Below are 24189 nucleotides of genomic sequence, written 5' to 3' on the forward strand. Positions count from 1 at the left end.
AACTGTCGATACAAAACATTTCCATTTGATTTCGTTCCGCTCTGTTTTCGCTCAGCATTCTACTCAGCTCCCTTCTCCTATATTATACCACATAAATGCGAAAAAGACCAGCTTTCGCTGGACTTTTTCGACAGGCTGAAAAACTCCCATAAAGGGAGTTTTTTCGCTTGTTCAATTATATCAGCTTTTATCAGCCTGCACAGGAAACGTATTCTACTCCGTTTTTATCAACAGCACATACCCATCTTGTTCCTGCGCTGTTTATGGAAGCCCATACACGGCCGTCAGATGTTACCTGTATCTTGTAGATAGTTACCTTTGTACCCTGTCCGAGACCTCCGACTATCCTGCCGTTTATCGAAGGAGTTGCTCTTACGTTTACGCCGTTCCTTGGATTAACGACACCAGGAACAGTTACTCTTGTGAAGTAAGTCATACATACCCAGTGAGCCTGCTTTGCACCAGCAGGAGTAATTCTTCCCCAGCCGTTCTTTACCTGGAAAACTGTTACTCTCTCTCCCTTCTTGACAAGTCCGACTTTTTTGCCGTTTGTCGAAGGAGTAGTTCTTACGTTAACATTTGCTGTAGCTTTGTAGAAACAGTAGCTTTCAGCCTGAACAGCGCTTGCTTCTATTGAAGAAACAATAGATGTTCCGCCGAAGTTGATGTTTGCAGCTGTTGGTACTACAACACAAGCTGAGAGTGTTACTGCTGTAAGAGTTGTTGCAATTACTTTTTTGAAGTTGTTCGTCATTTGTTAAAACTTCCTTTACATAATATTTTTAAGGTTAATGAAATAACCTCACTTTAATATCATATAACAAACAGCAATATTTGTCAATACCTTTTTTCTTCTCATCGCTCTCATCAGAGCCTGACTGCTTGACATCAGCGATATACTGTGATATAATTTATCCGTAACAGAATATTATGCTGTCCGAAGCTGAGGGAAGCGCGGTGAAAATCCGTCACAGCAGTCACTGCCGTAAAGTCGGATCGCTCGTCGGACACGCAGGTATTTTACGTTTTTGGACAATGAAAGACGTATGCCAATCTCCTTGCAACGAGCAGGGTCTTTTGCTGCGCTTTTCTGCATTGCGGAGAAGCTTTTTTATTGCCCGCATATCTTTTTAAAGGAGTCGTTTTATATGAAAAAAACTATCGCTATGGCAGCTGCTATGATCGTTTCATTCTCAGCAGTAAGCATGAACGTTTTCGCAGAGGAAGCTGAAGGAACTCAGGTATACGTTACTATATCCGATAACAACAAAGCTCTTGTGCTCACTCAGGAGCCTGTAACAGTTACAGATATCGACAACGACGGCAAACTTACAATAAACGATGCTTTTTATATAGTTCACGAAAACAAGTTTGAAGGCGGTGCAGCAGCAGGCTACAAGACATCTGTATCACAGTGGGGTCTCGGTCTCGACAAGCTCTGGGGCGTTGAGAACGGCGGAAGCTATGGCTACTACGTCAATGACACCTTCTCAATGGGTCTTGCTGACGAGATAAAGAACGGCGACTACATCGAAGCTTTCATTTATCCCGATCCTAAGAATTACAACTATTTCTACAGCTTCTTCGATGCTAAGAACAGCGAGGACAAGGACGCTGATTCAGATATCGAGCTCACACTGTCATATTATACTTTCGGCGAAAACAACTCTCTCGTAACAAACAAGCTCGCAGGCGCAAAGATCACTGTCAACGGCAAGGAAACCGATACTGTTACAGATGCCGACGGAAAGGCTAAGATAAAGCTCACAGAAGCAGGAAGAAACGTTATAAGCGCAGTTTCTGACAGTGTAAGCATCGCACCTCCTTCATATGTTGTAAATGTAAAGGGCGAAGCTGTCACAACATCAACAACTTCTACCGAATCATCTACCACCACAACAACCACTGCAACTGCAAAGACTACAGCTAAGGCAACAACAAAGGCAGCTACCACAAAGAGCTCCAGTTCACCAAAAACAGGCGATAAGGGTTCAGGCATCGCTGTATTCTCTATCGGTACAGCAGTCGCAGTTGCTTTCGCTTTAAGACGCAAAAATGAGGAATAAGATACTCTCGGGTATCCTTTGCTCTGTACTGACATTTATGTTCACGCTGTGCATAGTTCCGTGCAGCAGTGTGAACTGCGAATATGCCGTCGATGAGGTCAGTGATCTTATCGGCGGTATCGTTGATTATAAGCTCGGTCAGTACGGCGCAGGGAGCATAGAAGAATGGCTCGGAGGAGCTGCCGCTGACGGCGCAGGAACTACCTCTGACTGGTACGCTATCGCGTTCAGTCAGGACGGACATCATGAACTCTCGGCTTATGAACGCTCTCTCCTCTCATACATTGAGCATAACAATATCACATCTCCAACAACAAGAGAAAAGTACGCTCTCGCACTCTGTGCGTCAGGAAGCACGAACAGCTACATCTCCAATATTCTCGACACGTCAATAGGCGAACAGGGCATAATGAGCTTGATATACGGTCTGCACGTTCTGAATAACGGCTACACCTGCTCACGCTTCACAGCAGATTCTGTGACCGATACCCTGCTCTCATTGCAGTACTCCGACGGCGGCTGGGCATTATTCGGCGAATACGGCGATATTGATGTTACAGCCATGACTATACAGGCTCTTGCTCCTCACTGCGGCAACAGCCGCGTGGCAGATGCCGTTGACAGGGGTATTGACTTCCTGTCTCAGCGTCAGAAGGACAACGGAGGATACGAAAGCTTCGGCACGGCTAATCCCGAAAGTACGGCACAGGTGCTTACGGCACTTTCAGCTCTCGGTATCGACTGCCGATACGATGACAGATTCATAAAGAACGGCAATGACCTCATAGACGGAATAGCTGCTTTCCGTCTTCCCGACGGCAGCTTCTCCCACACTCTCGGCGGCAGTTCCAACGAAAACGCAACTGTACAGTCGCTTTACTCGCTCATAGCTTTCAGGCGCATGACAGAGGGAAAGTCTCCCCTGCTGGTTCTGGACAACCGCCGCGAACCTGTCTCGCCGCAGCCTGTCGAAAATCACACCCGCGAACAGAACAACAGCACTGCTCCTCATCATGAAGAAGGAGCTGCTCAGACGACCGCTGCTTCAAAAACGACCACTCTCCAAAAGACATCTTCTGCCGCAAAAAATACGGATTCATCTTCCACAGTAAGCACTATTTCATCACTTACATCAAAAAGCGGGAGATCTCTGTCAACTGCCGCAAATACAAAAATATCAGTAAGCTCGGATACAGAGTCTCTCACAGAAACTGTTCAGGCTTCTTCTGTGCAAAAGAGCGAGAAGCTGCAAAAACGCGGCAGCTACAAAACTCCCGTAATCATCATTATCATCGGTTCGGCAGCTGTAATCGCTCTTATCATATTCATTCTCGGCAAGAGAAACTACAAGAACTTCATATTTCTTGCGATCACAGCAGGTGCGGCAATAGCTGTAGTTCTGCTTACGGATATAAGCTCACCCGAAGAATATTACAGCGGCGAGCAGAAGCACAAGGAAAATGCCATAGGTACTGTTACTATGGAGATACGCTGCGACACTATCGCAGGCAAGTCCGACTCGGAGCATATCCCTGCCGACGGCGTTATTTTGCAGCCCACTGCATTTGATATAGAGGCCGGCGATACGGTATTCGATATACTCACGGAAGCTGCTCAGACCTACGGCATACAGATGGAGAACAAGGGCAGTTCGGGCAGTGCCCACGGTATGGTCTACATTGCAGGCATAAACTACATTTACGAATACGATTTCGGCGACCTTTCAGGCTGGGTGTATCACGTAAACGGAATAACTCCGTCAAGGAGCTGCGGCGAATACGAGCTCTCTGACGGCGACAAAATAGAGTGGCTCTACACCTGCGAACTTGGTCACGACCTTGATGAGGTATACGAAAAATGAAAAGCTTTGCCGAATATAACCCCATAGTAATTACAGTATGGTTTTTCAGCGTTACAGGAGTTGCCATGTTCTGCAATTATCCCCTGCTGATGCTGATGTCGCTGTGCGGAGCCGTGATATTTTTCCTCATGCGGAACGGCTTGTCACACGGCAGAGAGCACCTTTTCTTCTTTATACTTTTCCTGATACTCGCACTGGCAAATCCACTTGTCTCTCACAACGGAAAGACTGTACTATTCGTCATGAACCACAATCCCGTCACTCTCGAAGCTGCACTGTACGGTGTAAATTCAGCTGCTATGATAATCGGTGTTCTGTACTGGCTTAGGAGCTTCACACAGATTATGACCAGCGAGAAGCTGCTGTACATCACGGGAGCTCTCTCGCCAAAGCTTTCACTTGTACTTTCAATGGCGCTGAGATTTGTTCCCCTTTTCAGCCGTCAGTCAGCTAAGATAAACAACGCTCAGATCGCTATGGGACTGTACAAAGACGACAACATTATTGACGATATCAAGGGAAGATCACGGGTTTTCTCAATACTCATCACATGGGCTCTCGAAAACGGCATCATTACCGCCGACAGCATGGAAGCCCGCGGTTTCGGAGCTTGCAGGCGCACTCAGCTGCGGCGCTTCCGATTCAGTGTCCGTGATACAGCTTTTCTCATACTCACCCTGCTGCTCCTTGCCGTAACAGCAGCCGCAGCAGGAACAAAATCTCTCAGCTTTGTGTTTTACCCCTCAATAACTGCCGAAAATCCCGATCTTCTCGGCATTGCAGGGCTAATAACCTACGGTCTGCTGATATTTCTGCCTGTTATCATTGAAACGGAGGTCAGTCTCAGATGGAAATACTTGCGGTCAGAGATCTGACCTTTACTTATCCCCAATGCAGCTCTCCTGCTGTAAAAAATGTATCCTTCGAGCTTCAGCGCGGAGAACTTGCTGTACTCTGCGGAGCTACAGGCAGCGGAAAGTCCACTCTGCTGAGGCTCCTCAAACGCGAGCTTGCTCCTCTGGGCGACAAACAAGGCTCTGTTCTCTTCAACGGGAAGGAGCTCTCCGAACTGGACAGCATCACTTCTGCTTCCGCTGTAGGCTTTGTTATGCAGCGTACCGAGCAGCAGATAGTCACAGACAAGGTGTGGCACGAGCTTGCCTTCGGTCTGGAAAATCTTGGTACTCCTCCTCACGAAATATCACGGCGCATCGCGGAAATGGCAAGCTATTTCGGTATCGGCAGCTGGTACGACAGGGACGTTTCGGAACTCTCGGGCGGTCAGAAGCAGCTGCTAAACCTTGCTTCCGTACTCGTTATGCAGCCTGAGATACTAATTCTCGACGAGCCGACCGCTCAGCTCGACCCCATTGCCGCAGCCGACTTCATCGCTACCCTGAAACGCTTGTGCTGCGACTTTTCCATAACCATCATCATCGCTGAACACCGTCTCGAAGACGTTGTCCCAATATGTGACAAGCTCCTTGTCATGGAAAACGGCAGTCTTATCGCTGCCGACGAGCCGCGCAGTGTCATCTCCGAGCTCAACAGCCGCCCCGACATTCTCTGCGGTATGCCTGCGGCTTCGCGTTTACACGCGAAGTTGAGCGGCAGCGGAAGCTGTCCGCTCACAGTCCGCGAGGGCCGCTCCTTTATAGAGAGCAGCTACCGTAATACTACTCGCGGACTGCCGCAGGCTGCCCGATGCAGCTCAGATGCGGCGGCAATGGAGTTCAGCAGCATTTACTTCCGCTATTCACGGGACAGTAAAGACATTCTCGACGGTCTCAGCATAAAGATATACGAAAGGGAGATATTCTGCATACTCGGCGGCAACGGCTCAGGAAAGACCACTGCTCTTTCGGTCGGTGCAGGACTTCTGAAGCCCTACAGCGGCAGTATCAGAGTATTCGGGAAGAAGCTCAAGGACTACAAGAACCGCTCACTCTACCGTGAATGTCTGGCAATGCTGCCGCAGGACGTTCAGACCGTATTTCTCAGGAATACTGTCCGCGAAGAACTTGATGAGTGCGGCGCTGTGCTTTCAGAACTGCCATTTGATCTGTCACCGCTGCTGGACAAGCACCCTTACGATCTTTCAGGCGGTCAGCAGCAGCTCACGGCGCTGGCAAAAGTTCTCGCAGCAAAGCCGAAACTGCTTCTCCTTGACGAACCCACAAAGGGACTTGACGCTGCTGCTAAACAAGGTATCATCTCTGTCATACGCTCCTTGAAAGAGCGCGGTGTCACTGTAGCCATAGTCACTCATGATGTTGAATTCGCCGCAGTATGTGCAGACAGATGCGCAATGTTCTTCGGCGGCAGGATAGTCTCGGACGGTGTCCCTAACGAGTTCTTTTCGCGCAACAGCTTCTACACAACAGCTGTCAGCCGCATGACAAGAGGACATTTCGACAACGCCGTCACTCTCAGCGATGCCGCAGAGCTCTGCCGAATAAACGGCAGGAAGGAGCTGCCATGCTCCTGATACAAAGCAAGAAAATGCGCAGTATAATTAAAGCCATAGTGCCGTTTGTACTGATCCCCTCCATAACAATAGCAGGCGCAGTTGCCTTTGACGAGAAAAAGCACATTATCATCGCACTTGCCTCAGCTCTTTCAGCTCTGCTGCTCTTTTCAGCAGGCTTCGAGAAAAGATCCACAGGAACGCGCAGAATGGTCATAGTTGCAGTCATGATCGCACTGTGCTTTGCAGGACGTTTCATACCATTTCTGAAACCTGTTGCAGCACTCACGATAATTACAGGACTTTATCTCGGCGGAGAAGCCGGATTCCTCGTAGGCTCACTGTCTGCTCTGCTCACCAACTTCTACTTCGGACAAGGCCCGTGGACTGCATTCCAGATGCTCGCTTGGGGACTTATCGGACTTTTCGCAGGAATACTATCAAAACCTCTGCTGCTGCGCCGTGCTCTCCTGCTTATGTACGGCGCAGCAGCAGGTCTTGCGTATTCATTCATCATGGATATATGGACAGTGCTCTGGTATAACGAGGGCTTTAACGTCAGGCTCTATATCGCAGCTCTTGGAACTGCTGTGCCATATACAGTGTCATATGCTGTGTCCAACGTCCTGTTCCTTTATCTGCTTGCGCCGCCTTTCGGCGAGAAGCTCAACCGCATAAAGATAAAATACGGTGTATAAAGAACTCTATATCAAATTTCAGAAAGGATATAACAATGAACGACTGCATTTTTTGTAAAATAGCTGACCACTCTGTCCCGTCAATGACTGTCTATGAGGACGAGTGCACTATGGCTTTCATGGATACGGCAAAGGACGTTGACGGACATATTCTGGTCATTCCAAAGAAACACGCGAAAAAGCGGTGATAATATCAACGCATGGCCGAATTATGACGGCGCAAAAGAGGATATTGAAGATGTTTTCAAAAAGATAATTATAAAATAACACTTTCTATAAGTTTTTACGGGACGGCGAGAACGCCGTCCCCTACAATTACTATTTGACTTTACGGGACGACTGTGATATAATAGAAAGGTAAAATTTAAATCCAATGGAGGTCTCTCAATATGGGAATGTTCGACAAGCTTATAGCAAATCTTAAATCAAGCAAGAAAACTATTGTCTTCACTGAGGGCAGCGATCCGCGTATCCTCTCCGCAGCTGACAGACTTATCAAGGAAAACCTCATGGGCGTTATCCTCTGCGGCAACGTTGACGAGGTAAAGGCTGCTGCTAAGAACGGCGGCTTCAATATCGACAGTGCCGAGATCCTCGATCCTGATACATATCCTGAAATGGACGCTCTCGTAGCTCAGATGGTCGAGCTCAGAAAGGGCAAGATGACTGAGGACGAGTGCCGCGCTGCTCTCGCTAAGTCAAACTACTTCGGCACTATGCTCGTTAAGGCAGGCAAGGCAGACGCACTTCTCGGCGGTGCTACATACTCCACAGCAGATACAGTAAGACCTGCTCTCCAGATCATCAAGACAAAGAAGGGCTCTAACCTCGTTAGCTCTTCATTCATTCTTTTCCGTGAGAAAGACGGCAAGGAAGAAAAGATCGCTATGGGCGACTGCGCTATCAACCTCGGCTACACAGACAGACTTGACAAGGACGGCAATGTAGTCCTTTCAGCTGCAAGACAGCTTGCTGAGGTAGCTGTTGAAACTGCAAAAACTGCTGACTTCTTCGGCATTGATCCTAAGGTAGCTGTTCTCAGCTTCTCCACATACGGCTCAGGCAAGGGCGGCACAGTTCAGCTCAGCCACGACGCTGTTATCGAAGCAAGAAACATTGATCCTAACCTCGTTATCGACGGTGAGTTCCAGTTCGACGCAGCTGTTTCCGCAGAAGTTGCTAAGACAAAGTGCCCTGACTCAAAGGTTGCAGGACAGGCTAACACATTTATCTTCCCACTTATCGAGGCTGGCAACATCGGCTACAAGATCGCTCAGAGACTTGGCGGCTACGAAGCTTACGGTCCTATCCTTCAGGGTCTTAACGCTCCTATCAACGACCTTTCAAGAGGCTGCAACGCTGACGAAGTTTACAAGATGGCTATCATCACAGCAGGTATGGCATAATCAACGCGAAGCATTGATTAATAATTTGTAATTAAAAAATCGGGACTGCTTATTTTGCAGTCCCGTTTTCACATTTACAAGCAGTAATAAAAAATACTTGACAAACAGCAGCAAAAATGTTATAATACAATTAACGAGATTGTTCTGCAATCTTGAATTTATAGTAAAGGATGTTAAACAAATGAAACACGTACTCAAAAAAATCTCAGCAATCGCAATGGCATTCACTCTCCTCGGAGCAGGCACAGCTATCGCAAAAAATGTAGCACCACAGTCAATACCCACACTCACAGCAAGCGCAGCAGATGGTTGGTATTATCAGACAACTTGTAATAAGGTTGTAGTTACACATTGGGACGGCAGCACATCAAGTTATACTTATAACAATCTTGCAGTATATTGTAGCAGAGACTGGAGAACATTGAAAATGTCTACACCAAGTGTGCCTGTTCCGATATATTGCTATTCTGTTCAGGCAGTTCGCTTCTATTATTAAGCATATTCAAAGCTCCCCGAATGGGGAGCTTTTCTATTGTATTTTCCACACTCACAATGATATGCAGGTATAACATAAAAATGGACTGCTTTTCGCAGTCCATTTTTTTGTTCGGGTCTTAATGTTGTCTATGGGTTAGTCGCAAAGCTTTTCATCAGCCTTGCTTATACGCCAGCCGTTCTCGGTATTTGTGATCGTAAAGTCTGTCTCAACAGTATATTTCTCACCATTGCCATTAGTATCTGATCTATGGAGAACTGCGATAATATTACCGTTTTCGTCTGTCTCGGCATTAACACTGCTCTCGTCCCAATCAAATGTACCATTGCTTGCGTCATGTATTGATTTTTCAATATAGTATCCGTTATCGGAAGTAAACATAAATGTATCGCAGTTAATATCCTCTTCCTTATCGCACATACAGTTATCAATTATTACCTTTCCGAACTCTGCATCGAATATCTCATAACATCTTTTTTCAATATCTGCCCATGTAGGATATCTCGGGTCGGTAACACGGTAGAACTTCCTCTGCCCTTCCATACCTTCAGGATACATAAATGTCTTTGTAACAACAGACGACTTATCTACCTCAAGACCTCCTGCATGAAGGTCACTCGCAAAATCTCTGTATGCTCCTGTAAGTTCTCTTACAATAGCGTTAACATCGTTCTCTGCTTCTGATGTTTCCTCAGCAGTTTCTGTTACATCTTCGTTCAAATAAATAGTGTTCTCAGCATCTGTAGTTACCTCTGTGGCATCTTCTGTAGTGACCGCAACGTTCTCCCCCACATCTGCTGCGGGAGTCTGACCGTTACGGCTTATAAACACCATACTGCTGCCTATTCCGGCTACAAGGAGCACAGCCGCAGCTGCAATGCTTGTGCCCTTATACCACTTAGGTCTGCGGTATTTCTCAACTCCCGAAACGTCGATACTGTTATTCTCATTTTTTATATCAAACTTTCTTTTACTCATGGCATACAGCCTCTCTTTCTGCTCGTCTTTGAGGACGGGATACTCTTTCGAGAGCCTATCTGCTGTTTTTGGGTCAATATCGTTGAATATATCATCAAATCTCATTGATATCCCTCCTCTGTGATACCAGCCTCACTCAGCAGCTCCTTAAGCTTTTTCCTTGACCTGCTCAGCCTCTTCTGTACAGCAGTGTCGCTCAGTCCTACAAGTGAGGAAATTTGTTTTGTTTTCATACCGTAATAATAGAAGTAAGCGATGATAGTTGAATCAGGCTCGCCCAGCCTTTTCAAACAGTCAAAAACGGCTTCACGGAGAGCAGAGCGCTCTGCATTCTCCTCGATCTTGATATCAGACGGAAGCTCGCCTAAGCTCTCCGAATCAATTGATATCGTCGTTTCACTTTTGGGAGAGAGTCGCCTGAAATAGCTTATGGCAGTACGCTTTGCAATCGTACCGATTATTCCTCTGAGATCTCCGTCCGCTCCTGTATGGCTGTTGAGATAGCGGAATACCGCCGCGAAAGTATCGCTCAGGCACTCGTCAACGTCCTCGCTTGTGCCACAGCCCTTCAGCTTGTTTGCACATATTGCGTAAACGTACCCGCAGTACTCGTCAAACAGCGCACGTCTGCCATCTTCCGCGGACTGCTCCATTTTACAGCGCAGCTCTTTATCTGTCATCGTTTCACTCCTTTGAATGCATTCATATACTACACTCGCTTTGACGAAAGTTTTTCTGACCTTGTTTATAAAAAATAAGAGAGAGACATTTTTCGCAAGTCTCTCCTTTATAATAATTATAAAAAATATGTTATGCTCCGTCGTCGTTATACCATGATATGCCCATATACTTAGGTTTGAACATTATCCTGCCGTTTCCGTCCACAACGCCGTAATCGTCATCGTATTTTTCTTCAGTGAACACTGCGTAGCCGTCATCTTCAAAGCGGCTGATATATGAAGCTTTTATAGTGAACAGCTCATTGAATTCCTTATCAAGGACATTACATTTACCGGTATCATAATTATATATTCTGATTTTATCGTCACTGTAGCAGTTGACATAGTCACCCTCTGTTGTAAACAAAGTATTATTATTCTTATCTATAAATCTTATTTTCCTGTCTTCATATACAGCTGCATATCCGTTAATAAAATATATAAGCTTATCAGATACAGGCGGTATTATCATCTCTCCGCTATGAGTATCCATTAAACCGTATTTTCCGCCTTTCTCCACATGATATGCGGACTCTCCGTTATAGCATACAATATGAGTGCCATTATCAAGCCCGTATAACTTGTCGAGTTCTTTAAGACGTTCTTCGTCTACTATACCGTTTGGAGAATAAATTATCTCTTTTTCATCGTATCTGCGGATAAGACCGCCGTCATAATCAAGCTTCAGCATTTCTTTTCCACAAGTCGCGTCCCAGCTCTTATCTTCGCTGTTGTATCTGATATCATCATACTCAAACGGAACAATTATATTTTCATCTTTGTCTATCACTCCGCATCGCTCATTTTTTTCGGCTATAAATCGGTCAGGAGTTTCTATAGTCAAACTCTCATAAAACAAATCGACGAACAAATTGTTATCAGCATCTAATAGTCCATAATAATTGTTGCCGGTCACTTCTTTATAACCAAATTTAGACACAGAAACACTGTCATACAAAAAAGGTACAACGATCTCATTATCATAATTTATTATCCCTTTTCTGCCGTTTTTCTTTGTATAAAGATAACCTTCCCAATCATATATATTATCGTCATATTCAAAAGGAATAACAATATTTTCATCATAGTCGATCAGTCCGTATTTACCATCAAGCTCCACACAGAGATAGTTTTCCTTGCAACAATCATGTACACAGTCATAATTATTTTTTAGTATGCTCCTGCCATTTCTGTCGATATCTTTATACATTCCGCCTTTCTTGACTATATAGTATCCTGTCCTTTCACACGCAAATACGCTTTCATAAGGCGAATTCCCTATATATTTTCCTGCGGTGTCTATGAGGTATTCATTCTCGCCTTTCCGCACTATCGCTCTTTCGGCACTGTCAAAGTCGGAGGCTTCATCGTATATGCACATCATTACCTTTCTGCCTTGTTTGTCAGCATATCCCCATCTGAAAGAGCTGTTCTCAACGGGAATAAGTCCGCAGCAGAAAAGTCCCTGACTGCCGTCGTAACTGTAAGTCGGAGCGTAAAAAAACACTGTATGTATGACGGGCAGCAAAAATGCCAGCCGGATAACAAAAGGTATGAATGATGCTATTTTCTTTTTCATTTTCAGTCGCCCCGACATTCTGTGATATTTAATGATGAATTTATTACGGACGTATTCTTGTATCGCTAAAACTTTAATATAAAAGAAGTGCCCCCGTGAAAGGGGGCACAGGCACTGTGCTGGTACGCCTGACTGGAATCGAACCAGCGCACACGGCGTCGGAGGCCGATGCTCTATCCCCTGAGCTACAGGCGCATAAAATTTATTAATAATGCTATATATTATTATAACAAAAACTCTTGAAATTTGCAAGCTTTTGTGATATAATTATTAAAAATAATTTAGGAGGGAAAGTTTTGGGGGATTATATTTATATTATAGTTGCTCAAACAGGTACAAGACCCGCACGACTCTTCAAACACGTTACCAAAAAGCCTTACAATCACGTTTCTCTCTCAGGAGATCTTGAGCTGTCAACTATGTACAGCTTCTGTCGGACTTATCGGCCTCTGCCGCTGCCTGCTACCTTCAATCAGGAGATAGTCGGTCAGGGCACTCTCGGACAATACCGCAATATCCCATGCGAGATATACCGCATAAGTGTTACCGATGAGCAGAAAAAAGCCTACAACGAACTGATAAACCACTTTGTTGAGAATCGTAATATCTACTCCTATAATCTTCTCGGTCTTTTCGCTGTATATATGAACATCGAGTGGAAACGCGAACACAGCTTCGTCTGTTCACAGTTCGTTGCTTACATCATGGACAAAATAGGCATACCGCTCGAAAAGACATTCTGTCTGTATACACCCGATGATTTCAGACATTTTCCGAATGCTGATCTCATCTACAGCGGAGAACTCAACACCTTTTACTATACAAGACAATCAAGAGTTTATTCTACATAATGATATAACATACGCTGCCGCTCTTATTTCATCAGGGGCAAGCAGGTATACCGCACAATAGGCTTTGCTTTCGGGCATTATTCCTGAGAGAGAGAACTCGGCACGATGATCGAGCACCTCTATGGAGGCACTATCGTCCGTGACAGCCATTGACGCAGGAACAATGTTTTTCCCACTGAGTCTATTGTATGAATTTGCATAAGAATTTATAAACATCCATATGCCGCCGCTCAGAAGCAGATACGCAAAAACTGCTCTGAGGGCGGCTTTTTTCTTTTTACGCCGCATTTCTATCTCCTTTTCATGGAATTGAGAAGCTCTCCCAGCGACCTGCCCAGAAGCTGCCCCGAGAACTGAGACTGCTGTAAGGTATTGCCGTGAGAGCCTATCTCTATGAGCAGACTGCCGTTGGTCAGATCCTGATTATAGTGCCTGTAATCAAAAAGGATCGGACGTGTAAGTCCCTCATGGTCGCTTTCCAGCTTGCTTTGCAGACAGCAGGCAAAATGAAAATTCTCCATATAATTCGGCATACCCAGTGTTCCGTCGTCGCAGCCCGAGATTATCATTATCTGAGAAGCCTCTCTGCCGTCCACCTCAACAAAGGGCTGGTACGCATATCCCTCGCCCGAAATAGCGTCCCTGTGTATGTCGAGAACTACCTTGATACTGGGATATTTCTCAAGTATAGGCATAATAGTTGCACGGCTCCTGTCGTAAGAGCCGTTATACGACGGATAATCGTGGATATCCGTCGCATGGACAACACCTATCCCCTGCGCCTCCAGCTCCGCCTGTATCGCATCGCCCACCATGACCATATTCTTTGTGCAGTCGGTAGTGCGGTAATTGAAGGAGCTGTCGTACTTATCCCGCACAAAGGGCTCGAAGCTCTCTGTAGTATGGGTATGATATATCAGCACAAGAGGTTCGTCGGTATCCTCAACTGTGAAATTCGGGAGATATCCGCTTTCCTTCATGAGTTCTTCATTTGGGATATCGGTCTTATTATTTACCTGTCCGCCTCCCTCGATATCAAAAAAAGAGTTTCCACTGTACCGCCCGTAGGTAGTACGTATGAGCTCGCCATCGGGCTGCCACTGTACAGGATAGGGCTTAGCTCCTGCATCGTCAGCCTTCATCGCCAGAGGGTCAGGCAGTTTCAGAAGATCTCCCCTGTTATCGCTCTCATCGGCTATGCCGTAGCCCTCTGATAATATGACATTGCTGTCAAGAAGCTCATCCTCGATCTTTATTCTGCTTATCTTCTCCTCTTCTGTTTCATTCAGCCGTGCCTCATGCGTTCCCTGTGACTTTATTACAAGGGCTTGTTCGTCTGACTTAACACCTGCTGCACCGTGCATAACTGCTGCAAGTACCACAGGAAAGGTCACCGCTGCCATACATCTTGCAATTCCTTTAAGCTTTCTGCGTTCATGACGGGTCATATGCTCACCTCACATTATTCCTTATGAGATAATTATATTCAATTGCCTTCATCTGTATGACAGTTGTCCGAAAAAGGCTCATTGCCGTCATTTTTTCACATATTTCGGCATAGAAATAATCGAGGTGATAATGATGTACAAATGCCTGAGAGCCAAACATATACTGCAATGCCTGCTTGCCGCTGCGGTCATACTGTGGCTGTGCCCTGCAATAAAGAACTGCCTTGCATCAGACAGCGGCACACTCGTCCCGCTGCCCGTCATCATGTACCACAGTGTCTGTAATAAGCAGCCGACTGACTATATCGTAACTCCCCGTCAGCTTGACAATGACCTTGCATGGCTGAAAAGCAGGGGCTTTGTCAGCGTCAGCGCCGAACAGCTCATACGCTACACCAAAGGCAGCGGAGAGCTTCCGCAAAAGCCTGTCCTGATAACCTTTGATGACGGCTTTTACAATAATCTTTCCGCCGCACTGCCGCTCCTTGAAAAATACGATATGAGAGCCGTTATATCTATTGTTGGCAGATACACCGACGATTATGCACCCGCCGACCCCCACAGCGAAAGCTACTCCTACCTCACATGGGAGGATATATCCGAGCTTGCCGCTTCGGGACGCATAGAGATAGGCAGCCACACCTACGATATGCACTCACGTTCAGGCGGCAGACAGGGCTGTGCAAAGCTTCCCGACGAAAGTGACGAGGAATATGCCTTCACTTTCGGCAGCGATATAGGACTGCTCAGAACAGAGCTCCATCAGAACTGCGGCATCATACCTGCTGTGTTCGCCTTTCCCTTCGGAGCACTTTGCAAAGAGAGCCTACCCGTGCTCCGTGACAGTGGTATCCTCATGACACTTACCTGCCGTGAGGGAATGAACTTCATCACCCGCGGCCCTGACTGCCTGTACGGAATATTCCGTTATAACCGCAGCGGACTGCTTTCGACAGACGAATATATGGAGCGCATAACAAAAAATCTCCCCGAATCGCCATGATTCGGAGAGAATATACTTTTTATATCACAAGATGCTGAGCATATCCCAGCGCAAGATTATTCTGAGATTCCCAGTTACGATCTTCCGATCTTCTCGGAGTCGAAGAATACTCAATACGTGCATCATCATGCATAATTGCCCTGTACAGGTCATCGAAGCTGTCAAAGCCCATTCGCTTCCAGTACTTGGTGTACTTTTCTTCACGGTACTTCTGGAATCTCTCGGGGATAGTACCATCCTTTTCGTACTGTTCCTTCAGTTCTGTACTGTGCTCGGAAAAATAAATTATATCAGGTGTAAGCTTATACGCGATATAACCGTAGAATCCGAAGATAAGTCCCGAAATGAGAGAAATTACAAGTCCGAAAACAGCAAAAACAGTACCTCTTCTTCTGCCGACCAGTGATATCAGAGAAAACACCAGACATATCGGCACTGTAATGAAACTCATAACAGTAGCACACAGTATCAGATTGACCAGAGCGATAACGAATGACGCTATAGCAAAACCTGCTCCCTTGCGTGTATCGGTCATTTCACCGTTATACATTCCGCCGAACTGACTGTTTGGGTCATAGTAACCGCCGCCATTATAATAACCGCCGTTATTGTCGTAGCCGCCGTAGTTGTTATTGCCGCCGTTATTGTCGTAGCCGCCGTAGTTGTTATTGCCGCCGTTATTGTTGTAGCCGCCATAGTTGTTATTGCCGCCGTTATTGTTGTAGCCGCCATAGTTGTTATTGCCGCCGTTATTGTCGTAGCCGCCGTAGTTGTTATTGTTGTTGTCATTATTTCCGAAAAGATCACTCATCTGATTGATCCCCCTCCTTAAATTAAGTTATAGACTGGTCTGCCAGTTCCAGTTGCGCACCTCAAGCTCCTCAAGATTGTAAGGAGTTTTCTGGTAAACGCAGTAATTGAGCCAGTTTGAAAACATGAGATTAGCTGTGCATCGCCATGAAAAAACAGGCACATTGTCGGGGTTGTCTCCCGGGAAATAATTATATGGTATCTGTATATCTATTCCCTTCGAGACATCTCTGCGATACTCATTTGCAAGGGTATCACGGTCGTACTCGGAATGTCCCGTAATGAAATACTGTCTACCGTTCTTATTGGCAACGATATGAACTCCCGCGATATCCGATGAGGTCAGTATCTCAAGCTGAGGTATGCGCTCTATATCGGCTCTGCGGACCTCTGTATTACGCGAATGCGGAACATAGAACACATCATCGAAGCCTCTCAGGAGCTGACAGTTGCTCACCTCAGCCCTGTGAGGAAATATGCCGAACATCTTGTGGTCAAGGGTATACTTGGGTATACCGTAATGGTAATACAGACCTGCCTGTGCAGCCCAGCATATATATATAGTCGAAAAAACGTGTGTCTTTGACCATTCCATGATGCTGCATATCTCTTTCCAATAGTCCACCTGCTCGTAATCAAGCAGCTCTACAGGAGCACCTGTGATTATCATTCCGTCGTATCTGTCATTCTGTATCTCGTCGAATGTCTTATAAAAAGACTCAAGGTGATGCCTTGATGTATTTTTTGAAGTATGAGAAGCCATTTGCAGCAGATCGACATCGACCTGAAGCGGAGTATTACTGAGCAGCCTCAGCAGCTGGCTCTCTGTCTCTATCTTTTTGGGCATAATATTAAGGATAACCACCTTCAGCGGACGTATATCCTGGTGTTCAGCCCTTTCCCTTGACATTACGAAAATATTCTCCTCACCGAGGGTCTTGAATGCAGGGAGTTCTGATGAGATCCTTATAGGCAATCCTTATCTATCCTTTCGTATTTATTCTTTCTTTTCCTTGCAGTGCTGACAGCCGTTCATGAAGCTCTCAACGTCGGGGCACTGACGGCTGTCGCCGCTGATAAAGCGAAGCTTTCTGAGGCTTTCGTACTTTCCGTCATCGGGAAGCTCAAAGAGCATATGCTTTATGCCCTTGAGAGTACTTTTCAGCATAACTGAGCGTACAAGCCCGTCACAGAGCATCATATCGCCGCCGTCGTCATAATCATATACGACGGTCTTATCAGCACCGTAGGAATATGCAATGAAGCCGATAACATCGTCGCGGTCGAGTGCCTCTGTGATATGCAGCTCGGCACTTCCCGCAGCCTTTCGCAGCTCCTGATATCCGTCGGAGGAAAGTTTTTCCTGTATCTCCAGCATCTTACTTCTCCTTGCCGATAGCATTTCTGATAGCACGGAGCTCTTCGGGAGTGAGTTCACGGTAGGTACCGGGTTTGAGCATTCCCAGTTTAAGAGGACCGATGCTTATACGGCGAAGTCTTGCGACTTCAAGACCTACAGCCTCGCACATCTTACGTATCTGTCGGTTTCTGCCCTCTTTTATAGTAATGAGCAGCACAACTCGTCCCTCAGCCTTATCCTTGACAACTACTGTTGCAGGGAGGGTCTTTTTGCCGTCGATCTCAACGCCCTCAGCAAGTCTTACCAGTTGTTCGTCGTTGATATCGGGGCGGACAGTTACGCGGTATGTCTTTGATATATGGCGGCTCGGGTGCATTATGCTGTTTGCAAACTCACCGTCATTGGTAAAGAGGAGAAGTCCCTCTGAATTTCGGTCAAGGCGGCCTACAGGGTAAACGCGCTCCTCAACTCCTTCGAGAAGATCCATAACGCAGCGTCTGTCCAGCTCATCAGAAACTGTTGTGACATAGCCTCTCGGCTTGTTCATCATGAGATACAGGAAGCTGCGCTTCTTAGGCATATAGATACGCTCGCCGTCAATGGTGATAAGGTCCTTGAAGCCGCACTTGTCACCAAGCTTTACAGGATGACCGTTCACCTTTACCCTGCCCTGTGTAATAAGCTCCTCTGCTTTTCTTCTGGAGCAAACGCCGCTGTCGGCGATCATTTTCTGAATTCTTATTTTTTCCACTTTTATCCTATCCTTAACGGGAGAACATACTCCCGAGCTTTTCTTTTAACTTTGCGAATGTTCCCTTTTTCGGTTTTTTCGGCATTTCCGCCGAAGCTTCCATATCCTCCGCCGCATACAGCGGGATCGTACCGACCTCACGCCCCATGAAGCTCACACGTAGCTCTGCCGCTATGTCTCCCTTATGAACGGGAGCATAAACGAAGGGCGGCGAAAGGAGAGTATAAGTAATATCGTCCTCGCTCCCTGTAAGGGAAGTAACAGGGAACACAGGCTTTTCAGGAATGAGCGGCAGTTTATCACTGCTGCCTCCGACCAGATCAACAGACAGCTCCGCAGGCAGCTGTACATCGAGCCTGCGAACGGTATCAAAACCGTAGTCATACATGGCGATATGGTCGTTCCAGTCGTTTCTGTCATTGAGAGTCACACATATCAGGTCTTTGCCTCCGCGTTCGCAGGCAGACACGAGACATCTTCCCGCTTCGTCGGTAAAGCCCGTCTTTACGCCGTAAACTCCGTCATACATTGAAAGCAGCTTATTAGTATTCTTCAGCCAGCGCTCATATGGAGGGTTTCCGAATTCCAGCTTTATGCTCTGTCGGGAGCATATACTGCGGAACACCTCATTTCCGAGAGCTTCTCTTGCAAGTACTGCCATTTCATACGCAGATGAACCGTGCCCCTCGCCTTCAAGACCCGAAGGCGTTACGAAAAATGTCTTTGTCAAGCCCATTTCCCGAGCGCGTTCGTTCATAAGCTCTGCAAAGGCTTCCGTGCTGCCTGCTATCCTTACCGCTGCCGCATTTGCAGCGTCATTCCCCGACGGGAGCAGCATACCGCAGCACAGTGCGTATTTTGTAACGATATCTCCTTCGCACAGCCCCATTGATGAACCCTCGACCTTTATTGCATCGCTGTCCACAACGAACTCGTCATAGAGCCCGCCGCTTTCAAGACACAGCAGAGTTGTCATTATCTTGGTCGTGCTCGCCATAGGCAGCTTCTCGTTGCAGTTGAGGGAGTATATCACCTCACCTGTATCGGCAGATATCAGAACCGCAGCTTTCGCGGAAACATCGGGCTTTTCAGCTGATGCTACACAAAGACCGCGTATTCCGAACGATACGGCAGCAAATGCCGCAAATATACTTATGAGCCGTTTCATAGGCACACCTCCGCATAAGATCTATGCTAAAGGATATGCCTGTATACCATAGGTTATTCTCAGTTGAGCGGAACTGATTCGTCAGTGATGCCCTCAGCCTTTACCTCATTCTTTGCAGCCTTTTTCTTATTCATGATACCTGTGATCTTATCAATGATAGCAGGAGCTTTTTCAATGGCGTTGCTGATAGGATCGTTTGAACCCTCCATATTTACCATCTTTGCCGAGCCGTCTGGAGAGATAACGAGAAATCCCTCGGGCTTTATGGAAACGCCTGCACCTGCACCGCCTCCGAAAAGATCCTTGTCATACTTTGAAGGCAGGTCTGAACCGCCTGATGCAAAGCCGTAGCTTACTTTTGAAACAGGGATTATAGTTGTACCGTCAGGAAGTCTGATAGGCTCGCCGATGATCGCATTGACATCAGCCATTTCCTTTATCTTTTCGATAGAAATACCTAAAAGCTCACTTACGGGTGTATTTTTTGCACTCATATCATATACCTCACTTCTGCCTTGCGGCGGATTTTTTCATTTTATGTTTCCTGATCTTTTCAGGTAAAAATGTTCTGAACACATATGTTATCAGGAACCATGCTCCTGCAATAACCATTGTACCGAGCCTTACGGAAAGCTTTGCGGAAATATCCCAGCGCCCCTTTGACACGCCGAACTGCGGCTGAACGTCCACAGTTTTAAGTCGTACAGTGAATAGCTCACTGAAAAAGGCGATGATACTGTAAATAAGTGTTGAATACTTTCCGTATTTCAGAGCACAGTCGTATGCATCTTCGTCTGCAATAACGAAATCAATATACAGGTCTGACAGCTTAAAGCCCTTGAAGATCTTCAGCATAGGGCGCTGAGCGCTTTCCCATATTGCGACGAGCTTCTCGATCTTATCGCTCAGGGAGCTGCTGTTGTCATCGTCATCAGGCTTATCACCTTCGTCGTCATCGAAAGGGTCTTCCTCTGCTTTATCATCAGACTTGTCACTTTTTTTCGTTTTGGAAGGCTCTGCGCTCTCGGAAGCACTGATGTCTGCGGCATTATTTTCTGCGCTGTCAGACACGGCAGCACTTTCGTCAGGAGCTGCTTCTGCTTCGGGATCATTAACAGGTATATCTTCCAGTTCCTTCTCCCATTCATACTGTTCGCGCTGCTTCTTTTTCTTCTGCTTTTTTTCCTTGACAGGCTTTGGTGCTTTTGGCTTTTTCGGCTTTGACGGTTTCCCTGCCCTTCGCTTTTTCCACCAGTTATAAAGACCGCCGCCCTCGGAATCCAACAGATTCAAAAACCAGAGCTTCGCTTTGTAGCTGAGCTTTCCGTCGATATAGCTCACCTCACCGCCCGCGGGGACAACGAGTATCAGTAATATTATGCCTGCAACGGCAAGAAGTATATACAGCAGAATTTTCAGTACGATCATTCCTGCCGCTCCTTTCTGTTAATGTATTTCTTGCTGCGATTCAGACAGTTCCCTGTCCACGAATTCGTCCTCTGTTTCAAGCACAAGATCGCTCTGTCCCGGCAAAGGCGGCAGATCCGCAGTGGAGCTAAGACCGAAGCTTCTCAGAAACACCGAAGTCGTTCTGTAGACTATGGGCTTTCCTGGAACATCAAGTCTTCCCGCTTCTTCAACGAGCCCCTTTTCCACAAGATTGTTTATGACCGATGAACTGTCTATGCCGCGGACATTCTCAACAAAGCCCTTTGATACAGGCTGGTTGTACGCGATTATGGTAAGAGCCTCCATAGCAGCATTTGAAAGCGGAGTTGCCCTCTTTGTTTCAAGAGCAGCTCTTACCTGCTCGGAAAAATCCTCGCGGGTACACATCTGATAGCTGCTGTCCAGCTTTTTTATGCAGATGCCGCTGCCGTAGTCCTCATAGCGCTCATTGAGCAGTCTTATCATAGACGGGAGAGTTCCCGCGTCAACACCGCTCGCCTCAGAAAGGCGGTATATCTCAATAGGTTCGCCGCTCGCAAAGAGTATCGCCTCTATTGCTCCGAGCTTTTCCTTGATCTCCAAGTCTTTTTCACTCCGTTCTTTCTTCCTTTGAAGAAGATCATCATATTATCGTCACTTATAGTTATGCGTCCGTGTCTTGTCAGCTCAAGGACAGCAAGGAAGGTAGCAACTCTTTCAGAGCGGTCTGTAACGCCGTCATAGAGCTTGTCCATGTAGACCTCACCCGACAAGTAGAGCTCTCTGAGTATGTGTACTACTTTAGTCATTACCGAAACGATACGCCGCTTCACGACAGAGTTTATCTTATTCTCAACGTGCAGCTTTGCGTGTTCGGACTTTATATTTTTCAGCGACAATGCGCTGTAAGCAATAGCAAGTCTCTCAGGCTCATGAACAAGGGTATATGTCATGTCAGCCTTTATTTTCATAGGTCTGCGGACGAAAATACTTCCGCCCACGAATGCATCTGCCAGTCTCTGAGCAGCTATCTTGCAGAGGGAGTACTCAATAAGAGCGCCCTCCAGCTCACGCTTCATCTGTTCAGCCTCTTCCGGCTGAGGCAGGAGCGAAGCTGTCTTGATATATATGAGCCTTGCAGCCATTTCAAGGAATTCACCTGCAAGCTCCAGATTCTGCTCATGAGCCTGATCTATATACAGCAGGTACTGCTCCAGAAGCTTTGATATCTCAATATCGCAGATATTCAGTTTATGCTTTGCGATAAGGCTAAGCAAAAGGTCGAGAGGTCCTTCAAAGACCTCAAGCTTGAATGAAATACTTTCCATATATCCCTCAGAAGATCATATAAGTCTATATCCGAATACTGTCTTGATTATTTTTTCAGTGACTTCCAGCCAGTTCACATTGAAAAATACCAGATGATCCCATATCCAGCTCCACATGAATATCAAAGGTCTCAGCAAAGAATACTCGCCGTCTGTGATATCGTCAAGGAAGAATATACCGAGAAGGATATATCTTGACCAGAGCATTATCTTCTGGTAGCGGCTGAAGTACCAGCGCCTGAACTTAGGCCATGAGAACTGATAGAATATCTGAAAGCCGTCCAGCGGAGGTATGGGCAGGAGCGCGATGACTCCGAAACAGAGACACGAGAACCCCGCCTTTCGCAAAATCCTGTAAATGCAGGCAAGCAAGAAAGATGTGGGCGCAAGTCCGAAAATGAAGCCTGACAGATTATACAGCAGAACATACATGATAAAATACGCCGCAGGAGCTGCAAGAGATATGAGCGTGATATCGCGCTTCATATTTTTCAGCTTTGAAACGTCGTTATTCATCTCCCTGCTCCAGCCGAAGCCCAGTATCATCGTAATAAGTATACCGTAAAAGTCGGTATGCTTTCGGAAATCAAGGCTAAGTCTGCCCTGACGCTCGGGAGTATCGTCGCCGAGAGCCTTCGCCACCCACGCCTTTACATAACAAGCCGCAGGCATCAGCGCAGTCACAAGTACGCCTCTGCTTATAAGAACAAGCAGAAATCTGAAAAGTTTCTCCATATAATTCCTGTCTCTCTATAATATTATCACACAAAAAGCGCTGTTATCTTCAGTAAAGCGAACCATATCCAGTTTTCGACAATACTTATCACATAAGTGAATTTGCTGCTTATCTCAGATATTCTTGAACACAGGAGCACGAATACTACAAATGCACCTGCTATATATTTATAATTTTGCCATACCCAGCGGTCAAAACTTGCAGGCATGAACGATCTTAACAGATTGAAGCCGTCAAGCGGAGGCAGCGGTACAAGGTTGAATACCGCAAGTCCCACATTAATGGTAACAAAGTACCTGAGGAACAACATGACCGCACTGATGACCGTCATCGCATTTTCATTGGCAGCTGCATCATCAAAGTGTGCAAGCCCCGCGTAAACCGTGAGAACATATATACCTGCTCCGATAAAAGCAGCGATGATATTTGACAGAGGTCCTGCCAGTGATATCAGGAAATATCCCAAACGCCTGTGCTTCACATTTGATATATTGACAGGTACGGGCTTAGCCCAGCCGAAACCGACAACCAGCATGATTACCATTCCGAACGGATCAAGATGCGCAAAAGGGTTCAGCGTAATGCGTCCCTCTCTCTTGGCAGTATCATCTCCCAGCCACTTTGCCATCAATCCGTGAGCCGATTCGTGTATCGGCACTACAAGCATAAAAGTCGCCACTCTTGCGACCAATATCAGAATGAACTCAGAAGATATCCCAGAACTTAACATATAAATCCTTTCTTCAGCAAAGCAATACACTTTGCCAATAGTTATACAACATATATTATACTACACAGCAGCTTTTTTTTCAAGTAAAAAAAGTGATTTTATACGTCAAAAAAAATTTTTTTGAATTTTTTTAAAAAAACACTTGCTTTTTTTTTGATTATGTGGTAGAATAATCATGTTGTATTTTTACAGGTTAGTTAAGGAGGTGCAACCTAATGGCAAAATGTGATATCTGCGGAAAGGGCGTAACCTTTGGTATCAAGGTTTCCCACTCACACAGACGTTCCAACAGAACATGGAAGCCTA

The 24189-nt window shown here is 46.2% G+C and carries 28 protein-coding genes, 1 tRNA gene and 1 riboswitch; of the genes, 11 read left to right on the plus strand and 18 right to left on the minus strand.

Annotated elements, in window-relative coordinates; genetic code table 11:
* Positions 1 to 190 precede the first annotated feature (190 nt).
* A complete protein-coding gene (locus K6G33_RS08015; protein WP_296778111.1) occupies positions 191 to 754 on the minus strand; it encodes an SH3 domain-containing protein in 564 nt (187 codons plus the stop codon).
* Positions 755 to 934: 180 nt separating this feature from the next.
* A riboswitch (adenosylcobalamin-variant (AdoCbl-variant) riboswitch) is annotated at positions 935 to 1043 on the plus strand.
* A 105-nt stretch (positions 1044 to 1148) separates the two neighbouring features.
* Here K6G33_RS08015 and K6G33_RS08020 point away from each other — a divergent pair.
* The 8 genes from K6G33_RS08020 to K6G33_RS08055 all read left to right on the plus strand — a co-directional run bounded on the left by K6G33_RS08020 (position 1149) and on the right by K6G33_RS08055 (position 8994).
* Entirely contained in the window at positions 1149 to 2066 is a 918-nt protein-coding gene (locus K6G33_RS08020; protein WP_296778114.1) for a hypothetical protein, read from the plus strand.
* Positions 2056 to 3927 (plus strand): DUF4430 domain-containing protein, encoded by a 1872-nt coding sequence (locus K6G33_RS08025; protein WP_296778116.1) that lies wholly within the window; start codon positions 2056 to 2058, stop codon positions 3925 to 3927. Before K6G33_RS08020 ends, K6G33_RS08025 begins: the two co-directional genes overlap by 11 nt.
* Positions 3924 to 4802 (plus strand): energy-coupling factor transporter transmembrane component T, encoded by an 879-nt coding sequence (locus tag K6G33_RS08030; RefSeq protein ID WP_296778119.1) that lies wholly within the window; start codon positions 3924 to 3926, stop codon positions 4800 to 4802. Before K6G33_RS08025 ends, K6G33_RS08030 begins: the two co-directional genes overlap by 4 nt.
* Positions 4775 to 6415, plus strand: coding sequence for an ABC transporter ATP-binding protein (locus tag K6G33_RS08035; RefSeq protein WP_296778121.1), 1641 nt, complete (start codon positions 4775 to 4777; stop codon positions 6413 to 6415). Before K6G33_RS08030 ends, K6G33_RS08035 begins: the two co-directional genes overlap by 28 nt.
* Entirely contained in the window at positions 6406 to 7092 is a 687-nt protein-coding gene (locus K6G33_RS08040; RefSeq protein WP_296778123.1) for an ECF transporter S component, read from the plus strand. Before K6G33_RS08035 ends, K6G33_RS08040 begins: the two co-directional genes overlap by 10 nt.
* Positions 7093 to 7127: 35 nt before the next feature.
* Entirely contained in the window at positions 7128 to 7280 is a 153-nt protein-coding gene (locus K6G33_RS08045) for an HIT family protein (RefSeq protein ID WP_296778124.1), read from the plus strand.
* 201 nt (positions 7281 to 7481) lie between these two features.
* Positions 7482 to 8498: a phosphate acetyltransferase gene (gene pta / locus K6G33_RS08050; protein ID WP_296778126.1), complete on the plus strand. Its 1017-nt coding sequence runs from the start codon at positions 7482 to 7484 to the stop codon at positions 8496 to 8498.
* Positions 8499 to 8679: 181 nt separating this feature from the next.
* On the plus strand, positions 8680 to 8994 hold the full coding sequence (locus K6G33_RS08055) for a hypothetical protein (protein WP_296778127.1): 315 nt from the start codon (positions 8680 to 8682) through the stop codon (positions 8992 to 8994).
* A gap of 135 nt (positions 8995 to 9129) precedes the next feature.
* Here the strand turns inward: K6G33_RS08055 and K6G33_RS08060 are convergent, their stop codons facing one another.
* From K6G33_RS08060 to K6G33_RS08075, 4 genes are all read right to left on the minus strand, one after another.
* Positions 9130 to 10077: a hypothetical protein gene (locus K6G33_RS08060; RefSeq protein ID WP_296778128.1), complete on the minus strand. Its 948-nt coding sequence runs from the start codon at positions 10075 to 10077 to the stop codon at positions 9130 to 9132.
* Positions 10074 to 10652, minus strand: coding sequence for a sigma-70 family RNA polymerase sigma factor (locus K6G33_RS08065; protein WP_296778131.1), 579 nt, complete (start codon positions 10650 to 10652; stop codon positions 10074 to 10076). Before K6G33_RS08065 ends, K6G33_RS08060 begins: the two co-directional genes overlap by 4 nt.
* Before the next feature lie 130 nt (positions 10653 to 10782).
* On the minus strand, positions 10783 to 12270 hold the full coding sequence (locus K6G33_RS08070; protein WP_296778133.1) for a WG repeat-containing protein: 1488 nt from the start codon (positions 12268 to 12270) through the stop codon (positions 10783 to 10785).
* Positions 12271 to 12390: 120 nt separating this feature from the next.
* Positions 12391 to 12465: transfer RNA gene (locus K6G33_RS08075), tRNA-Arg, on the minus strand.
* A gap of 101 nt (positions 12466 to 12566) precedes the next feature.
* Between K6G33_RS08075 and K6G33_RS08080 the strand changes: the two genes are divergently transcribed.
* The gene (locus tag K6G33_RS08080) at positions 12567 to 13121 is read left to right on the plus strand and encodes a hypothetical protein (protein ID WP_296778135.1); all 555 of its coding nucleotides are present in this window, start codon (positions 12567 to 12569) and stop codon (positions 13119 to 13121) included.
* Here K6G33_RS08080 and K6G33_RS08085 read toward each other — a convergent pair.
* Positions 13101 to 13409: a hypothetical protein gene (locus K6G33_RS08085; protein WP_296778136.1), complete on the minus strand. Its 309-nt coding sequence runs from the start codon at positions 13407 to 13409 to the stop codon at positions 13101 to 13103. The two genes, K6G33_RS08080 and K6G33_RS08085, sit on opposite strands and share 21 nt — an antisense overlap.
* 2 nt (positions 13410 to 13411) lie before the next feature.
* Entirely contained in the window at positions 13412 to 14569 is a 1158-nt protein-coding gene (gene spoIIP, locus K6G33_RS08090) for a stage II sporulation protein P (protein WP_296778138.1), read from the minus strand.
* A gap of 130 nt (positions 14570 to 14699) precedes the next feature.
* Between spoIIP and K6G33_RS08095 the strand changes: the two genes are divergently transcribed.
* Entirely contained in the window at positions 14700 to 15572 is an 873-nt protein-coding gene (locus K6G33_RS08095) for a polysaccharide deacetylase family protein (protein WP_296778139.1), read from the plus strand.
* A gap of 19 nt (positions 15573 to 15591) precedes the next feature.
* On the opposite strand, the gene K6G33_RS08100 is transcribed toward K6G33_RS08095, so the two are convergent.
* Genes K6G33_RS08100 through K6G33_RS08150 form a run of 11 tightly spaced genes read right to left on the minus strand, consistent with a single transcriptional unit; the run spans position 15592 to position 23883 of the window.
* The gene (locus K6G33_RS08100; RefSeq protein ID WP_296778142.1) at positions 15592 to 16383 is read right to left on the minus strand and encodes a hypothetical protein; all 792 of its coding nucleotides are present in this window, start codon (positions 16381 to 16383) and stop codon (positions 15592 to 15594) included.
* A gap of 27 nt (positions 16384 to 16410) precedes the next feature.
* Positions 16411 to 17358, minus strand: coding sequence for a homoserine O-succinyltransferase (gene metA / locus K6G33_RS08105; protein WP_296778144.1), 948 nt, complete (start codon positions 17356 to 17358; stop codon positions 16411 to 16413).
* 21 nt (positions 17359 to 17379) lie between these two features.
* Positions 17380 to 17760: a hypothetical protein gene (locus K6G33_RS08110; RefSeq protein WP_296778146.1), complete on the minus strand. Its 381-nt coding sequence runs from the start codon at positions 17758 to 17760 to the stop codon at positions 17380 to 17382.
* Between the two features lies 1 nt (position 17761).
* Positions 17762 to 18493: a pseudouridine synthase gene (locus K6G33_RS08115; protein WP_173450153.1), complete on the minus strand. Its 732-nt coding sequence runs from the start codon at positions 18491 to 18493 to the stop codon at positions 17762 to 17764.
* 13 nt (positions 18494 to 18506) lie between these two features.
* A complete protein-coding gene (locus tag K6G33_RS08120) occupies positions 18507 to 19661 on the minus strand; it encodes a D-alanyl-D-alanine carboxypeptidase family protein (protein ID WP_296778149.1) in 1155 nt (384 codons plus the stop codon).
* Between the two features lie 59 nt (positions 19662 to 19720).
* Entirely contained in the window at positions 19721 to 20155 is a 435-nt protein-coding gene (locus tag K6G33_RS08125; RefSeq protein ID WP_296778152.1) for a GerW family sporulation protein, read from the minus strand.
* A gap of 10 nt (positions 20156 to 20165) precedes the next feature.
* Positions 20166 to 21089 carry a hypothetical protein gene (locus K6G33_RS08130; RefSeq protein WP_296778154.1) on the minus strand — a complete coding sequence of 308 codons (924 nt, stop codon included), beginning with the start codon at positions 21087 to 21089 and terminating at the stop codon, positions 20166 to 20168.
* Positions 21090 to 21107: 18 nt separating this feature from the next.
* On the minus strand, positions 21108 to 21692 hold the full coding sequence (gene scpB, locus K6G33_RS08135) for an SMC-Scp complex subunit ScpB (RefSeq protein ID WP_296778157.1): 585 nt from the start codon (positions 21690 to 21692) through the stop codon (positions 21108 to 21110).
* Positions 21662 to 22417 (minus strand): segregation/condensation protein A, encoded by a 756-nt coding sequence (locus tag K6G33_RS08140; protein ID WP_296778158.1) that lies wholly within the window; start codon positions 22415 to 22417, stop codon positions 21662 to 21664. The genes scpB and K6G33_RS08140 overlap by 31 nt, the downstream gene beginning before the upstream one ends.
* A 15-nt stretch (positions 22418 to 22432) precedes the next feature.
* On the minus strand, positions 22433 to 23152 hold the full coding sequence (locus tag K6G33_RS08145; RefSeq protein WP_296778160.1) for a site-2 protease family protein: 720 nt from the start codon (positions 23150 to 23152) through the stop codon (positions 22433 to 22435).
* A 26-nt stretch (positions 23153 to 23178) separates the two neighbouring features.
* Positions 23179 to 23883: a site-2 protease family protein gene (locus tag K6G33_RS08150; RefSeq protein ID WP_296778163.1), complete on the minus strand. Its 705-nt coding sequence runs from the start codon at positions 23881 to 23883 to the stop codon at positions 23179 to 23181.
* 215 nt (positions 23884 to 24098) lie between these two features.
* Here K6G33_RS08150 and K6G33_RS08155 point away from each other — a divergent pair.
* Positions 24099 to 24189 (plus strand): bL28 family ribosomal protein (locus K6G33_RS08155; RefSeq protein WP_296726572.1); only part of this gene is annotated, 91 nt, incomplete at its 3' end.

This window comes from Ruminococcus sp., assembly GCF_024691275.1.
Taxonomy (GTDB): domain Bacteria; phylum Bacillota; class Clostridia; order Oscillospirales; family Ruminococcaceae; genus Ruminococcus.